Source organism: Haladaptatus sp. ZSTT2 (assembly GCF_037081775.1).
GTDB lineage: Archaea > Halobacteriota > Halobacteria > Halobacteriales > Halococcaceae > QDMS2.
In genome coordinates this window covers 151,879-166,662 of sequence record NZ_JBAMHQ010000002.1, presented here as the reverse complement: position 1 = coordinate 166,662, position 14,784 = coordinate 151,879, and the positions used below count along the sequence as shown (strand labels likewise).

Here is a 14,784-nt window from a genome sequence, read left to right as displayed (position 1 = left end):
GGAGTGAGTTGGAAATTCAGTTCCACAACCTATGAGGTGACCAAGATCGGTTTTGAAGCTGGTGGTCGGCCGACCCTTGAAATCAAGAAAGGAAGAGGGGGAACCTATATTATCGATTCAAATCCGATGGGAAACCAAAAGTCAAATACAAACCCCCAGCTGGTTCGCCAAGAGAGGAACGATTAGTCGAGATCATCATATATGATACGCGTTTCAAGTGGCGGAATACGATTCTCTACCGATTCCCGTTCTGAGTAAAGGAGTCAGTTCAGCATCCTGAATGGGCTCAGCTGAGTGTATTGTTTTGAAGTGAGTTCTATCGCTTCATAGTGCTGTACTTTGAAAATCATGCTGTCCGTTCTTATTATTTCTTGATTGATGTGTTGTATGAGCGATGAAGCTGCGAAAGGTGTTTTTATGGGACTCGCGTGTGGAGATGCGCTCGGACGACCAGTCGAATTCGAATCAACAGACGAAATAGAGAGCGAATATGGCCGCCTCTCAGAGATGGAGGGGTTCGGCAGGTGGGGAAAGTCTCCTGGAACTCTCACTGACGACACTGACCAAGCTCTTTGTATTGCTTGGAGTCTCGTCGAATGTGGAACATTTGATCCAGAGGATATTGCGAATCGATTTGTGGAGTGGTATGAAACCGGTCCATTCGATGTTGGTATTCTCACCCAACGAGCGATCAAAGCAATTGCGCGAGGGAGGCCTTGGGACGTTTCCGGGCAAGCCATATGGGAAAATCAAAAGAAGGGAGCAATGCAGGAAACGGGAGTATAATGCGATGTGCCCCACTCGCGATTACGTATCGAGATAATAAGGACCGACTTGCAGAAGTCAGTCGACAATCCTCACTCATTACTCATGCAGATCCTCGATGCCAGGAGGGCTGTGCAATCTTGAATCTCACAATTGCTGGACTCTTGCGGGAGGAGAACTCACCACTTGAGACAGCGCTAGCTCAGGTCGAAGAGTCTGCGCCAGAAGAACTTATAGCCGCCCTCGAACCGATCGCAAATGGGAGAGAACCAGAGTCGCTGGAAACGACTGGATATGTCGTGACGACCTTACAGACAGCGTTGCATGATGCCTTGACAGCAAGGAGTGCTGAGCAAGCGATTATCACCTCAGTGAATAGAGGGGGCGATACGGACACAATTGGAGCGGTAACGGGAGCTGTTGCAGGGGCTAGATTCGGTGGTGATTCATTACCTAATCGATGGGTAAGGGAGATCACCGAAAGTGCGGAGATTGCCGAGATAGCTTCAAAGTTACACAGCTTGGCTCCCCTCTCAGAGGGCGTGTGACACTTTCTCGAATTATCGCAATCTTTCAGTCCACTTAAAGAGGTTAGGATAGTGAACGGTTTGTGCGGGCAAGTCAATATCCCCGGTGATTAAGTTTACCCTCGATATCGAATGAGCAATTCTTCCGTTGTGAGGATCAAAATGTGCTCGTCGTATCAAATCTGCCCGATGACCTGGAATCTGTTTTCACTGGGTTTGAGATACAGAATATTTCATAGTGGCTACGGTCAGGGAAGCGCTCCCAAATAAACGAAAAATAAAGTGGGTTGGTTTTGTCTATCGAATAATGACTCTCTCATCCAATGGAGATGGGTACCCTCTCCCATCTCTGTCTCGCCAACTCTCTTCGGAAGAAGTCAATATGGATTTGACAATGTGTGGTCTTCTCATCGAGCGAGCAGAAGAGCTCGTTCGTCTCTATGCAGAGCACGGAAACTGGAACGATGTCAAAGATGCGTGGTTCGAGGAGCGACTATCAAATCGAAGTACACGAGGGAGCTCACAGAAGATTTATCGAGTTCTTACATCGCGATTCAAAAATGCTCCTACGTCCCTTCCAAATCCCAGCGATCTACCAGCGATATTTGACAAGTGCAAAACGACACGCGACAAAGCACAGATCCTCTACTTCTACCTGGTCGCAGACGATTCGCTTGTTCGATACGTTGTACACGAATACGTGGCTCGTCTATCAGAGGAGCGAATCGAGAAACGTCGCCGTGAACTGCAGCGGAAAGCTCAGGTAATCTCGTTGGCACCAGAGGTCGGAAACGTTTGCCTGACTCTTCCAATATAGCCACTCAATGATTGGCCGAACTCGGAAGAGATGGAGTTCCAATATCCGTAATAAGGTCAATCCGATAGCATAGAGTATTACAACATTGTCTGCGGTAAGATTTTTCCAGACTGATAGTCATTTTAGAAAAATGCAATTTAAAATCGGCAAACCCTACCATCGACGCGATGACCTAGCTGCCTTAGGGGGATCGTGGGGAATGGGGATTATCACGGCAAAAGCCAACCCCTACGTCTTCATCATCACGGGAGAACGAGGCGAAGAATTCGGATATGAAGATGAATTCTTGCCAGATGGAACGTTTGTATACTCCGGACAGGGAGTCGAGGGGGATATGGACTGGCGGTATGTGAATCGTGCACGCGACCACCACGAATTAGACAAAGAGCTACACCTGTTCGAGAAAGCTGAAGATAGCTACATGGTTCGGTATCGCGGCCAATACGAGTATGACTTTCATCGGTTCACCCAATCCCCCGATAGGAACGGGAAGCTACGAAGAGCGATTCTCTTTCATCTGATTCCAGCAGGTGGCAATACAGTCACTCTCCCACAGAAATTCGAGAACTTATCGCTCGAAGAACTCTATGAAGAGGCGGTAAAAAATGCCCCCCATCACCAGGAAGGCAGAGAACCAGAAACACGAACAAAAGCAATAGCTGGTGTTGAGTACAATCGCTCAGAAATACCGAAACAGTTTGCGCTACGTGCAGCGAGTGGAGTTTGCCAAGGCTGTGAGAACGAAGCGCCCTTTTTGACACCGACAGGGGAACCGTTCCGGGAAGTTCACCACATTGATTTTCTTAGCGATGGGGGCGCAGACCATCCAGATAACGTCATTGCTGTCTGTCACAATTGTCATCGGTGAGTGCTGAAACCTTCTAAGTGGCTGGCCTTTGTGTGGGGCGTATGAACAAATTGGAGTGCGCAATTGCGCTCGCAACATAGAAGCACGCTGGTGATACCGACAAGGCCGGGGAGACGTACATCTGCCATCCACTGCGGGTAATGACCGAAACGGAGTCAGAAACAGAACGCATCGTTGCCGTACTCCACGACGTAGTCGAAGACACCGACTATACAATCGAAGCAATCGAGGAGACGTTTGGTTCCATGGTGCGGGCTGCGGTCGACGCTCTCACGAAACGAATGGGTGAGAACTACACCGAGTTCATCGAGCGTGTCGCTGAGAACCCCATCGCTCGACGAGTGAAGATTGCAGATCTTGAAAACAACATGGATTTGACGAGGTTATCCGAGGTCAACGATTCGGTTGTCGAAAACCAACGCAAATACCACGACGCGTGGGTGAAACTCAACCGTAATAAGAATGCTTACTAAGTGATTCGAAAATGTCCCTGGACGTTACACAAAGGACTCGTCGGCTGCTTGCTCGCAAGCCTGGGCAAACTGTCGACAGGCAGCTTTGAACTGGCTTCGATTACTCTCATCAGTCAGAGCCACAATCTGTATCTTCTGTTGGGTGTCGAACTTCTCACGGTCAATTGATGGGTGATCGATTGCCCCGAGCGCGTCATACCACTCCTCGAGTTCAGTTTCGCCCCACTCTGCGCCGTCAGCATCTGGGCTGGGTTGCCAGAAATCGATATGCCCACCCGAATTCAGCGTGAACATACCTTTGCTGCCACCGAGAACCTCCCATCGTGCGGTCACACTAACGTTTGCACTCCCACCGAAATCGTAGGCATCAGCCTCAGTCTGGATGAAGTCATAGATATCGCGCACTGCGGCTGCTTCAGCAGCTGAGAGAACCCCTGACCGTTCTTTCTCTCGGAGGTCATTCAACAAGTCTTCCTCATCGTGGGTCGGACGCGCGGTTGACCGCTTTGCACTTCGGGCTTCCTCTGTCTGCCCATGCAAGCGCGGGACGAATGCCTTCAAATTATCCTGTTCGTCAACGTACTGGGTAACTTCCACCGCGAGAACTTCCGTAGACGACATCTGTTCATTCAAAAATTCGACGACCCGCTTGAGTTCACTTGGGATTGCATCGGCGACAAAGAGGAGACGGATATTCCCCGACCGCAGATTCGTTTGTACCTGCTCCCAGAAACCATCAGTTTCCTCATCACCAGTCAATTCGGAGAGGAGCTGTTCTGGGACGGTGCCACGTTCTTCGCACGTCTCGATGAATCGGTCTTGAAGGTCAGACCCATTCCAGTAAATGGATGCATGAGCGACGTAGTCAAGCATCTGCCCCACCACTTCGCGGCGGATCCGTGTATCGTCGCTTCGCTTCACCTCTACGATCGTTGGGACACCTGCTTGGTCGACGAACAAATGGTCAGCCGACCAGCGATCGCCGCCGCCTTCCTTGTCCGGAACCGCTGCCTCCCTCGCGACTAACGCCCACCGACGAGCGTCATCAGTGGTCATCTGGTCGCCAGCGAGTAACCGTGGAAAGTCTGCTAGACTTTCCTGAAGGATGCGTTCACTGTCGTATTGTTCTTCGGTCATCTCAATCAGCGAGTCGCCATCCATGAGATAGATCCCACCATCCATGGACACAGAATTCGTTGGATTGTTAATGAATCCCAATGGTTGAACTGTTCGAGTGAACACAGGGTGGGCATTCTATCCAATGGCTGGTTGTTGTGAGACCGAACTGGGTAACGAAATGCGAACTGTCATCCACCTATTTGTTCACGGCAGTCCAGAAGATGAGTTGACTCACCGGACTGGGAATATAATAAAGTTGCCAGAGAGTAATTGAAGAAGTATTGAATCGCACTGGGTAGACGATTAGTAAAGAACTGGGAACCAAGGTACATTTACAGGTGTTTGTTCCGTTTGTAGAGATAGTACGGCGAGAGGATGAGACTGAATAGCCCAAACGTGACGACGACAAGGATGCCCAGCCCGAGGTAATACCACTTGTTCGGATTCCACGATTGGCTCATGTGCCTCACGTATCGAGTGTCAAGGTAGAGACCAAATGGATACGCAAGGACAAGTGGGATTTGGATTAGCACGGACCGGAATCCAATGCCGACCACTGCAGTCAACGCTACGAGAAGGAAGTATGCTGGGAGTGCAACAACGAGGTGCCACCAATCATCTTTCATCGCTCGTCCATCCTCATTCGATATTGTTTTATTTGTGATTGAATTCACAAAATTCAGAACAGCATACAAGTATATAATTCAGATATATTGTATGATAACACTATACAAAATTCCAAACATCGAGTTACACCAGTAATGTCATAAGATACCGCCAAGTTATATCATAGATACTGTTTGTCAATATTACTTTAATATCTCTTGAATTTAACTTCAGACATGGCAACTCGGAGAAATTTCATGGCAATGACTTGGTTAGGAGTTGTTTTTGGGTTGACAGGCTGTACTAAATTAGCGACGAAAGGTGCGTTTAAAGGAGCAGCAAAAGGTTCTCAAGATCTGTTCGATGAGACACCAACACCGGCTCCAGAGCCACGACACGAGACAGTATTGATTTCAGAGTCATTTGAAACAGTGATTCCCCCACAATCCTCTCTTGGAATTAGTTTGATCAGAGAGGGCTCCTTTACCGACTCTGGATTCCAATCCCCAGAAACTACGAACGTTTCATATGAGTTTGAGGTAGTATCTGGCCCTTCAATTGATGTGATGCTTTTCGAAGACGAGGAACACCAGAGTTGGTTGGAAGGTTTCGATGCAAACTACAACAGAGAAGCGTCTGTCTTCAATCAAAAATCCGAGAAAGTTTTAGCGAGAGTGCCGAACACTGGATACATTCTTACATTTTACAATTCATCTGATGAATCTGTTCAAATTTCAGTTGTCCCCCCTTACGCGATTTGATGTAGGAGAATCGAAGAATGGCTGGCGACAAAAAGAAAGGACTTCCGTTAGTCTACTCCCACCACGCACCTCTGTCTGGGAACTCCGTGTTCGACCACCACGTCAACGCAATCGAACACCGCCCCTCGTACCAGTTCTTCTCCGCTGCCCTGAATCGCACCCGCTCACCCTCTTTGACCATCGCTTGGTTCGACTTCTTCCACACCGTGAACCGAATCCGACCTGTGTCGTCTTCAAGGAGGCCAACCTGCATTATCGCTGGATGTGATGGAACCCAAAGACGTTCGACCCGACCTTCAACCGTCACTTCCCCTCTCGGCACATCCCCAACCTTCGCAATGGGCACAATCCCACCCGGTCGCGTCCATTGCTTCTCGATGACTGCAACCGCTGCGCTCACCAACTCCTCGCCGCGCACCAACCGCTCGGCCAACTGTTTCGAGAGCACCGCCCGAGAGACACTACTTTTGACCATCCGATGGATGCGCGTCGCCTGCTGATTCACCGCCGCTAACTCCTCACGACTCAACCGCTCACGAGGATCAACCCGTCCCGGCTCCAACCGTCTATCGACGCTCGCCGCTCGCTTCTGGAACTCGACTCGCCGCGCTCTGCTCTGGTCGCTCACCATCCGCCGCGTCCGCGCCTCCCGGTCTGACTCCGGTCTATCATCCCACCGCGTCCGCGTCTTCGCAATCTCCCACTCTCTCGCCAACATGCGCTCCTCTGCTTCGAGCGTCAATCCCGACACCCCCGCATCCGGGTGGTTTGTATCCACCTTCGCCTGAATCTCCAACTCGACCGTGGGCCGCAGCTCAGGACGCTCCTCGACCACCTCGAAGCCATCCTCGTCAACCGCTGCAACGTCTAATTCATATGCCTGTTCGACCGAAGCTTCTTGTCCGAAAGTGCGTTTAGTACTCATTGGTTGCTCCAATTCTTGTTTGGTAGCCGCTCGAAGGCGCTCACTCGGCGTCTTCACTTTCACAGAACCACTGACTCTCCAGCCGTGGCTCTCAAAAGACACCTCAACCACCTGCGCGCTCGCTTCGCGCCTTCGCAAGCGACCATCGGGAGCGAAGCGAGCGCGCCTTTGAAACTACGCAACTAGCACCGCGCGCCAGCGTCACCCGGCGCAAGCGTCCAGTACGCAAGCCGCTTTCGCGTCCGTCGCGACGAGCGACCATAGGGAGCGAGCAAGACGCAACCGAAAGCGCGCTTGGTGCTGGCGGCAAACCAGACGCCCGGAACGGCCGTAGGCCGCACGCCCGGAATGGTCGGTGCCGAGCGACTCGGTGCGAACGGCGAAAGATGAGCCGTGAGCACGCGCAGGTGAAACGCGGCGAGCGGGGCGTACCGTAGAGAACCACCGTTCAACCACTCTCGACGCTCAGTGACACAGTCGATATCCTGTCGGACGTAGAACGGACGAGGCCGTCTCGGTCACGGGGAGACTGCGTCGTCCGAGCTAACGGGCGGCGACGCCGCCCGTGAACGGCCGATGGCTTTCAGGAATCGTCGCCACGTCGTGGGCCGGAACGTCGGTTTCGGCGACGATTGGGTCGGCGGGCGGACGCTCGCCGACCCTCGACAGCGGGACCTCCTCCGGTGGGCCGTCTCCGAGTAGCCGCGTTCGCTCGGCGTGCAGCCGGCGCGACGCCGCGGGACGGCGCGAGAGCTCGCGGTCGGTCACACGACGCCCTCCGTGGGATTGGAGGCCTGAGGCCTCGCAAATCCGCGGACCCGCTCGACCGACAATCGATTACATTCAGTTACATATACGGCGGGAGCGCAATTAATACCGGCTACATAACCCCCCTATATTTTATTATGTGAGCGTTCTTGGTCCCCAGCACAGTAGAATGTTAACTCGTACCATGTTGATAAGAAGCACGGAACAAACCGAGGTCGCCTGATCGTGGAGTTCGAGGGCACGTTCATGACCGAGAACGCCGTCGCGGCCGCAGCCGAGCGGGGGCTCGAACGGGCCGCCGAACGCGCCGGCGCGACCGTCACAACGTGACTCGGCCGACGCACCGCCGGCCGCCGGTAACACATGCCCTTCCCACGAGCCATCGACCATGACGGACGAACCGAGCCCGACGACGGATCGAGACGCGACGGAGTCGACCGGGTTCGACGACGTGAGCGAAGACGAGCTCCGGGCGGCGTTCGAGGCGACCGACTACGTGGCCGACGACGACATCGTGACGACGGTACTGCTGGCGCTCCGCCTCGGTCGCCCGCTGCTGGTCGAAGGCGATCCCGGCTCGGGCAAGACGGAACTCGCGAAGGTGCTCGCCGCCGGCTTCGACGCGGAGCTCATCAGGCTCCAGTGTTACGAGGGGCTGACGGCCGAGAACGCGCTGTACGAGTGGAACTACACGAAGCAGCTGCTGACAATTCAGGCCGACGAGGGCGGCGTCGATGAGAGGAACTCGGTGTTCACCGAGGAGTACTTACTCGAGCGGCCGCTCCTCCGGGCGCTCTCCGGAAGCGGCGACCGCCCGCCGGTGCTGCTCATCGACGAGGTAGACCGGGCCGACGAGGAGTTCGAAGCGCTCCTCCTCGAGGTGTTATCAGACTTTCAGGTTTCGATCCCGGAGCTCGGGACGGTGCGGGCGGAGACCCCGCCGGCCGTCGTCATCACCTCGAACCGGACGCGCGCGCTCAGTGACGCACTCAAGCGACGGTGCCTGTTCCTCCACGCCAAACCGCCGAGCTTCGAGAAGGAGAAGTCGATCGTCGAGCGCAAGGTCCCGGAGTTGGACGGCGCGATCGCGGCCGAGCTGTGCGCCGTCACCCAGCGGCTCCGGCAGGAACCGCTCCGGAAGCGGCCGGGCGTCGCGGAGACGCTGGACTGGGCGCGGGCGATCGCGCACCTCCGGGTCGACGGCGGTTCGGAGCCGCTCTCGACGGCGGAGATCGAACACACGATCGGCTGTCTCCTGAAAGAGGTCGACGACGTGGAGCGGATCGACGAAACGTTGCTAGAGACGCTCGCGGAGACCGCCGAGCGAGCGCAAAAGGACGAGTAACGATGTTCCCGACCGACGGTGACGACGTGTCCGACGCGACCGGGATCCGCGACGAGGTGCTCGAGGCGCTCGTGGCGTTCGTCCGCGGGCTCCGACGGGCCGGCGTCGATGTCTCCGCGAACGCCGGTGTCGTCGGGGCGCAGGCGCTGGTCGAAGTCGGCTTCAACGACGAGGACCGCGCCCGGGCCGCGCTCCGGGCCACGCTCGTCACCCGCGCTGAGGACCTCGAGACGTTCGACAGGCTGTTCGGGGAGTTCTGGCGGCGGCTCTACGCCAATCTCGACGGCGAGACGGCGGCCGAGCCGCCCGACGACGCCCTTGACGGCGCCCTCGCCCCGCTCGGCGAGACCGCCGAGGCGACCGCGGCTGAGACGCGGTCGGGAGACGACTCGCGCGACGGCGATCTGCCGCTCGTGCGGAGCGCGATCGAGCCCGGGGCGTCTGACGAGGGCGAGGCGGACGGAACGACCGCGACGTACAGCCCCGCGGGACGCCCGGAGACGGTCACCGTCGACGTGCGTGCGCTCGCGGACGACAACCTGGACGCCGCAGTCGACCGGCTCGTCGGGTCGCTCGCGTCGCTTCGGGGCCGTCGCTGGCAGCGCGCGGGGACCGGCGAACGGGTGGATCCGCGCCGTGCCCTCCGCCGGAGCGTCGCCACCGGCGGGGCGGTCGTCTCGTTGCCCGAACGAGCCCGCCGCGAGACCGCGGTGCGGGTGGTCGTCCTCGCGGACGTCTCACAGTCGGTGCTCGACGTCGTCGACCGCGGATTCTTGCTGCGGTTCCTCCGGACGCTCACGGCGCGGGTCCGCTGGAGTCGAGCCTTCTTCTTCGACAGCGACGTGCGCGACGTGACGGCGGCGTTCGACGAGCCAACGACCGCCGACGCCGTGCAGGCGCTGGAGCGGGCGGAGACGAGCTGGGGCGGCGGCACGCGGATCGGTCACGCCGTCGGAACCGTCAGGCGAGAGCACTCGGAGGCCGTCGACCGGCGGACCGTCGTGCTCGTCGTCAGCGACGGGTTGGAGATGGGCGACGTGACGGACCTAGAGCACGAAATGACGCGGCTCGCGAGCCGCGCGCGGGCCGTCCTGTGGCTCAATCCGCTCGCCGCCACCCCGGGATACGAGCCGACGCCGACGGGAATGGCGGCAGCGCTCCCGTCTGTCGACGGTCTCTTCGCGTTCGTCGACTCGGAAGACGTCAACGAGACGGCGCGGCAACTGGAACGGTACGGGGTCGGCGGCCGGATCGGCCTGGAGTTCGATCCGCGCCGAGGACGGGAAACCACCCGACGCGACACGGAGACAGAACCATGACTCAGCGATCAACGAACGACCGGATCGAACAGAACGGGAGGTACCCCGCATGACAGCCGGCGACTGGAGCGTTCCCGAGACGGAAGTGATGGACGCCCTCGCCGAGGGACTCGACGAACGGAATGCGGTGCTGGCGCCCGTCGTCTCCGAACCCGCCCACGCGTGCTCGTTCCGGACCTATGAGATGTCTCACAGTGCGTTCCCGTGCGACGCGTCCCGGCCGGGAATCGTTGACCGAACCGTGGAGCGAGCGAGAGTGGGAGTTGAGACTGACCGGAAGCTCCACCTCGGGAAGAACAAGTAGCAGGAGACGACGGTGATCTATCGCCGGAAAGAAATTCCGAGCATAACGATCACCGGCAGTACTCGGTGTTCATGACGAATCGGGGGAGCGGACACCGCACCGAGTACGGCTGTAGGTGGGAACTCAAGAGTGGCTATAAGCTGAGCAAGTGATGCATGCCGCCACGACGTCGAAGAATTTCGGATTCTCGCATAGACACCCTGAAATCGTCCGCCTCATCCTCTGCCGTAACGCGACCGAACGAAGTTCCCGAATCTTTTTGATTGGTAGGTCCATGGTATTTGTCAACGTGGTACTGACGCCATGACGAGCCACTCCCATCGCCGACGCGACTGGGGTGGAGGAACACAGCAATGCCAGACATCACACTGACAGTAAACGAGCAACGACATGAACTGACTGTAGAGCCGCGAACGTTACTCGTGACGGCGCTGCGCGAGGAACTCGGCTACAAGGGAGCCAACGTCGGCTGCGAGACGGGCCGTTGTGGTGCCTGCACCATCCGCGAAGATGGGGACGCCATCAAGTCCTGCACGCGGTTGGCAGTGCAGGCCGACGGCGCGACCATCGAGACGGTCGAGGGCCTGGACGACGACGGCGACCTTGCCCCCATCCAGGAGCAGTTCCAGAAGCACCACGGCCTGCAGTGTGGGTACTGCACGCCGGGCATGCTGATGACCGCGGACACGTTCCTCGCGGACGCCGACGACCCGTCCCGCGAGGAGATTCGGGACGCCATCGAGGGAAACCTCTGTCGGTGTACAGGCTACCACAACATCGTTGACGCCATCGAGGCGACAGCCGCCCAACTGGGTGACCTGAAATGAGCGACGCGGAGGACACCGCCGAGCGCATCTTCGGGTCGCCGGTCGCGCGCCGCGAGGACGTCCCGCTGCTGAAAGGCGAGGGCGAATACACGGACGACATCGAACTCGAGGGAATGACTCACCTCGCTGTGCGGCGGTCGGACCATGCGCACGCCCGCATCGTCGACGTCGACACCAGCGCCGCCGAGGCGATGGACGGCGTCGTCGCCGTATTCACAGGCCAGGACGTCGAGGACAGCGGCGTCCCGAACGCCATCCCGACGGCCTGGGATTTGCCGAACCTCGTCCAACCGCAATACCGGATGCTCGCGGTCGACAAGGTGCGCCACGAGGGCGACGGCGTCGCGGCGGTCGTCGCGGAGACGCGCCACGTCGCCAGGGACGCCGTCGAGCGCATCGAGGTCGAGTACGAGAAACTCGACCACGCCACAAACCCACGCGAGGCCGTCGAGCGCGATGTGCCGGAGGTCCACGAGGCGGCCGAGAACAACGTCGGCTTCGACTTCGAACTCGGCGACGCCGACGCCGTCGACCAGGCGTTCGCGGACGCCGACCACACCGCCAGTGTCGACCTCCGCCTGCCGCGCATCATTCCGAACGCGATGGAGCCGCGGGCGGCGGTCGCCGACTGGGACGCGACCACCGAGGAGATGCGAATCTGGATGACCAGCCAGAACCCCCACCTCCACCGGATGCTGATGGCGGCGGCGACGCTGGGCATCCCGGAGAACAAACTCCAGGTCATCGCACCGGAGGTCGGTGGCGGCTTCGGGAGCAAGATCTACCACTACCCGGACGAGGCCATCACTGGGTGGGCGTCGATGCAGGTCGAGCGCCCCGTGAAGTGGCAGGCGACCCGCTCGGAGAGCTACAAGACGGACTGCCACGGCCGCGACCACGACACCACCGCCGAAATCGCCGTGGACGAAGACGGCACGGTGCGCGGGCTCCGCGTGGAGACGTACGCCGGCCTCGGCGCGCACCTCTCGCAGTTCGGCTCCGCGACGCCGTCGTACCTCTACACGACGGTACTCTCGGGCCAGTACACGATTCCGGCCATCCACAGTCGCGTCGTCGGTGCGTTCACGAACACGACCCCCGTGGACGCCTACCGCGGCGCGGGCCGCGCGGAAGGCATCTACGTGATTGAGCGTGCGATGGACGTCGCGGCGCGTGAACTCGACATGGACCCCGTCGAACTCCGGAAGCAGAACCTCGTACCGCCCGAGGACTTCCCCTACGAGTCCGCGGCAGCGCTGGTCTACGACAGCGGCGAGTACGAGCGCGGCATGGACACCGCGCTCGACCACGTCGACTACCAGGCACTCAGGGAGCGACAGGCAGAGCTCCGCGAGGAGGGCCGGTACATCGGCATCGGCGTCGCGAACTTCGTGGAGTCCGCGGGCCTGTCGCCGTCGGAGGCCGCGGGCAACCTCGGCTCGCAGGCCGGCGGCTGGGAGAGCGCCATCGTGCGCTTCGACTCCACGGGCACGGTCACGCTGTTTGTCGGAACGGCCGACCAGGGACAGGGCCACCGCACGACGTACGCCCAGATTGCCGCCGAGGAACTCGGCGTCTCGATGGACGACATCGAGGTCGTGGAGGGCGACACCGACCGCATCCCACAGGGAATGGGGACGTACGGCAGTCGGAGCGCGTCGGTCGGCGGCGGCGCCGTCGCGCGCGGCGCCCGCGAGGTCCGCGAGAAGGCGCGCCGCATCGCCGCCCACCAACTCGAGGCCAGCGTCGACGACATCGAGTTCGACGACGGCGAGTTCCACGTCGCGGGCGCGCCAGACCGATCGATGCACATCCAGGGGGTCGCCCACCAGGCGTACCTCGGCCATAACATGCCAGAGGACATGGACCCCGGGCTGGAAGTGACGAACTTCTACGACCCGGCGAACTTCACATTCCCGTTCGGGACGCACGTCGCCGTGGTGGAAGTCGACCCGGACACGGGCGAAATAGACATCCAGCAGTACGTCGGAGTCGACGACTGCGGCGAAATCATCAACCCGATGGTCGTCGAGGGGCAGGTCCACGGCGGCATCGCGCAGGGCATCGGCGCGGCGCTGTTCGAGGGCGCGTCCTACGACGACGACGGCAAGCTGGAGACGCGGCGCATGGACGAGTACGCCGTGCCGCACGCGACCCAGTTACCGGACTTCGAGACGGACAACACCGTCACGCCCAGCCCGCACAACCCCATCGGCGTGAAGGGCGTCGGCGAGTCCGCGACCATCGCCGGAACGCCGACGATGGTGGCGGCAGTGACGGACGCGCTGGAGCCGTTCGGCGTCGACCACCTCGACATGCCGGTAACTCCTGAGAAAGTCTGGCGCGCAATCGGAGGTGCGAAGTGATGTACACCGAGAACTTCGACTACTACCGCGCCGACAGCGTCGAGGACGCAATCGAACTGCTCGGCGAGCACGACGGCAGCGAACTGCTCGCGGGTGCACAGGGCATCCTGACGCGCATGAAGACCGGCGACGAGTCGCCGCCCGCACTCGTCGACATCGGGAACCTCGACGGCTTGTCCGCAATCGAGGCCAGCGACGGTGCGCTCTCGGTTGGCGCACTCGCGACGCACGCCGAGGTCGCCGACTCGAAGACCGTCGCGGACCACGCGGCCGCGCTCTCGGACGCCGCGGGCGAGGTCGGCGACCTGCAGGTGCGCAACGCCGGCACCGTCGGCGGCAACCTCGCACACGGCGACCCGCGCTCGGACCCGCCTGCGGCGGTGCTGGCGCTGGACGGCAGCCTCGTCGTCCAGGGCCCGGACGGCGAGCGCGAAATCCCCGCCACGGACCTCTTCGACGGCTCCTTCGAGACGTCCGTCGGCGAACGGGAGGTCGTGACCCGCCTCGAACTGCCCGTCGACGGTGACGCCGGGAGCGCGTACCACAAGTACCGCAACCCCCTCTCGGGATACGCGCTGGTGGGGGTTGCCGCGAGCGTGCGGCTGGACGGCGACACCGTCAGGGAGGCGCGCGTCGCCGCCACGGGTATCACCGACTGTCCATTCCGCCTGGAGGACGTCGAGGACGTCCTCGAGGACGAACCGATGGACGACGAACTGCTCACGACCGCCGGTGACGCGGCAAAGGCGGCCGTCGACGCCGATGACCTGCACTCGGACCCGCAGGCCTCGAGCGAATTCCGCGCGCACCTGCTGGGGGTGTACACCGAGCGGGTGTTGGCGGACGCCGTCGAGCGAGCGGAGTGACGGTCGGGAACGCACCGCCGGCCAGCGCGTCCCAGGTTCGCCCCGGGACGCACCGATATTTTGGTCGAGAGCCCGCGTTTCGGACGGCAAGGCGTGCCGTCAACCACGTATTGGATACTGGTTGGCGA

The 14,784-nt window shown here is 59.5% G+C and carries 12 protein-coding genes and 3 pseudogenes; 11 read left to right on the top strand and 4 right to left on the bottom strand.

From position 1 onward, the window contains the following. Positions 1–387: 387 nt before the first annotated feature. The 4 genes and pseudogenes from V5N13_RS17200 to V5N13_RS15685 all read left to right on the top strand — a co-directional run bounded on the left by V5N13_RS17200 (position 388) and on the right by V5N13_RS15685 (position 3,450). A pseudogene (locus V5N13_RS17200) lies at positions 388–1,313 on the top strand (ADP-ribosylglycohydrolase family protein). Between the two features lie 361 nt (positions 1,314–1,674). Beyond that, a pseudogene (locus V5N13_RS15695) lies at positions 1,675–2,010 on the top strand (BrxA family protein); the annotation flags it as partial. Positions 2,011–2,239: 229 nt separating this feature from the next. After that, entirely contained in the window at positions 2,240–2,977 is a 738-nt protein-coding gene (locus V5N13_RS15690) for an HNH endonuclease signature motif containing protein (RefSeq protein ID WP_336361565.1), read from the top strand. Between the two features lie 140 nt (positions 2,978–3,117). After that, positions 3,118–3,450 carry a GTP pyrophosphokinase gene (locus V5N13_RS15685; protein ID WP_442905106.1) on the top strand — a complete coding sequence of 111 codons (333 nt, stop codon included), beginning with the start codon at positions 3,118–3,120 and terminating at the stop codon, positions 3,448–3,450. Between the two features lie 24 nt (positions 3,451–3,474). Here the strand turns inward: V5N13_RS15685 and V5N13_RS15680 are convergent, their stop codons facing one another. Together V5N13_RS15680 and V5N13_RS15675 are read right to left on the bottom strand one after the other, a co-directional pair. Further along, the gene (locus V5N13_RS15680) at positions 3,475–4,632 is read right to left on the bottom strand and encodes a hypothetical protein (RefSeq protein ID WP_336361564.1); all 1,158 of its coding nucleotides are present in this window, start codon (positions 4,630–4,632) and stop codon (positions 3,475–3,477) included. Positions 4,633–4,901: 269 nt separating this feature from the next. Continuing rightward, a complete protein-coding gene (locus tag V5N13_RS15675) occupies positions 4,902–5,030 on the bottom strand; it encodes a hypothetical protein (protein WP_336361563.1) in 129 nt (42 codons plus the stop codon). A gap of 402 nt (positions 5,031–5,432) precedes the next feature. Here V5N13_RS15675 and V5N13_RS15670 point away from each other — a divergent pair, with 402 nt between their 5' ends. Beyond that, on the top strand, positions 5,433–5,936 hold the full coding sequence (locus tag V5N13_RS15670) for a hypothetical protein (protein ID WP_336361562.1): 504 nt from the start codon (positions 5,433–5,435) through the stop codon (positions 5,934–5,936). Between the two features lie 52 nt (positions 5,937–5,988). Here V5N13_RS15670 and V5N13_RS15665 read toward each other — a convergent pair whose 3' ends face one another. Then, entirely contained in the window at positions 5,989–6,861 is an 873-nt protein-coding gene (locus tag V5N13_RS15665; RefSeq protein ID WP_336361561.1) for a DNA-binding protein, read from the bottom strand. A gap of 543 nt (positions 6,862–7,404) precedes the next feature. Further along, positions 7,405–7,629, bottom strand: coding sequence for a hypothetical protein (locus tag V5N13_RS15660; protein ID WP_336361560.1), 225 nt, complete (start codon positions 7,627–7,629; stop codon positions 7,405–7,407). 388 nt (positions 7,630–8,017) lie between these two features. On the opposite strand from V5N13_RS15660, the gene V5N13_RS15655 reads away from it, so the two are divergent. The 6 genes and pseudogenes from V5N13_RS15655 to V5N13_RS15630 all read left to right on the top strand — a co-directional run bounded on the left by V5N13_RS15655 (position 8,018) and on the right by V5N13_RS15630 (position 14,656). Next, on the top strand, positions 8,018–8,974 hold the full coding sequence (locus V5N13_RS15655; RefSeq protein ID WP_336361559.1) for an AAA family ATPase: 957 nt from the start codon (positions 8,018–8,020) through the stop codon (positions 8,972–8,974). A 2-nt stretch (positions 8,975–8,976) separates the two neighbouring features. Further along, the gene (locus tag V5N13_RS15650; protein WP_336361558.1) at positions 8,977–10,293 is read left to right on the top strand and encodes a vWA domain-containing protein; all 1,317 of its coding nucleotides are present in this window, start codon (positions 8,977–8,979) and stop codon (positions 10,291–10,293) included. A gap of 262 nt (positions 10,294–10,555) precedes the next feature. Then, a pseudogene (locus V5N13_RS15645) lies at positions 10,556–10,781 on the top strand (transposase); the annotation flags it as partial. A 169-nt stretch (positions 10,782–10,950) separates the two neighbouring features. Then, positions 10,951–11,424 (top strand): (2Fe-2S)-binding protein, encoded by a 474-nt coding sequence (locus V5N13_RS15640; RefSeq protein ID WP_332900215.1) that lies wholly within the window; start codon positions 10,951–10,953, stop codon positions 11,422–11,424. After that, complete coding sequence (locus tag V5N13_RS15635; RefSeq protein WP_336361557.1) at positions 11,421–13,790, top strand: xanthine dehydrogenase family protein molybdopterin-binding subunit; 2,370 nt, start codon at positions 11,421–11,423, stop codon at positions 13,788–13,790. Before V5N13_RS15640 ends, V5N13_RS15635 begins: the two co-directional genes overlap by 4 nt. Further along, positions 13,790–14,656, top strand: a complete 867-nt coding sequence (locus V5N13_RS15630) for an FAD binding domain-containing protein (RefSeq protein ID WP_336361556.1) — start codon at positions 13,790–13,792, stop codon at positions 14,654–14,656. Before V5N13_RS15635 ends, V5N13_RS15630 begins: the two co-directional genes overlap by 1 nt. The last annotated feature ends 128 nt before the right edge of the window (positions 14,657–14,784 follow it).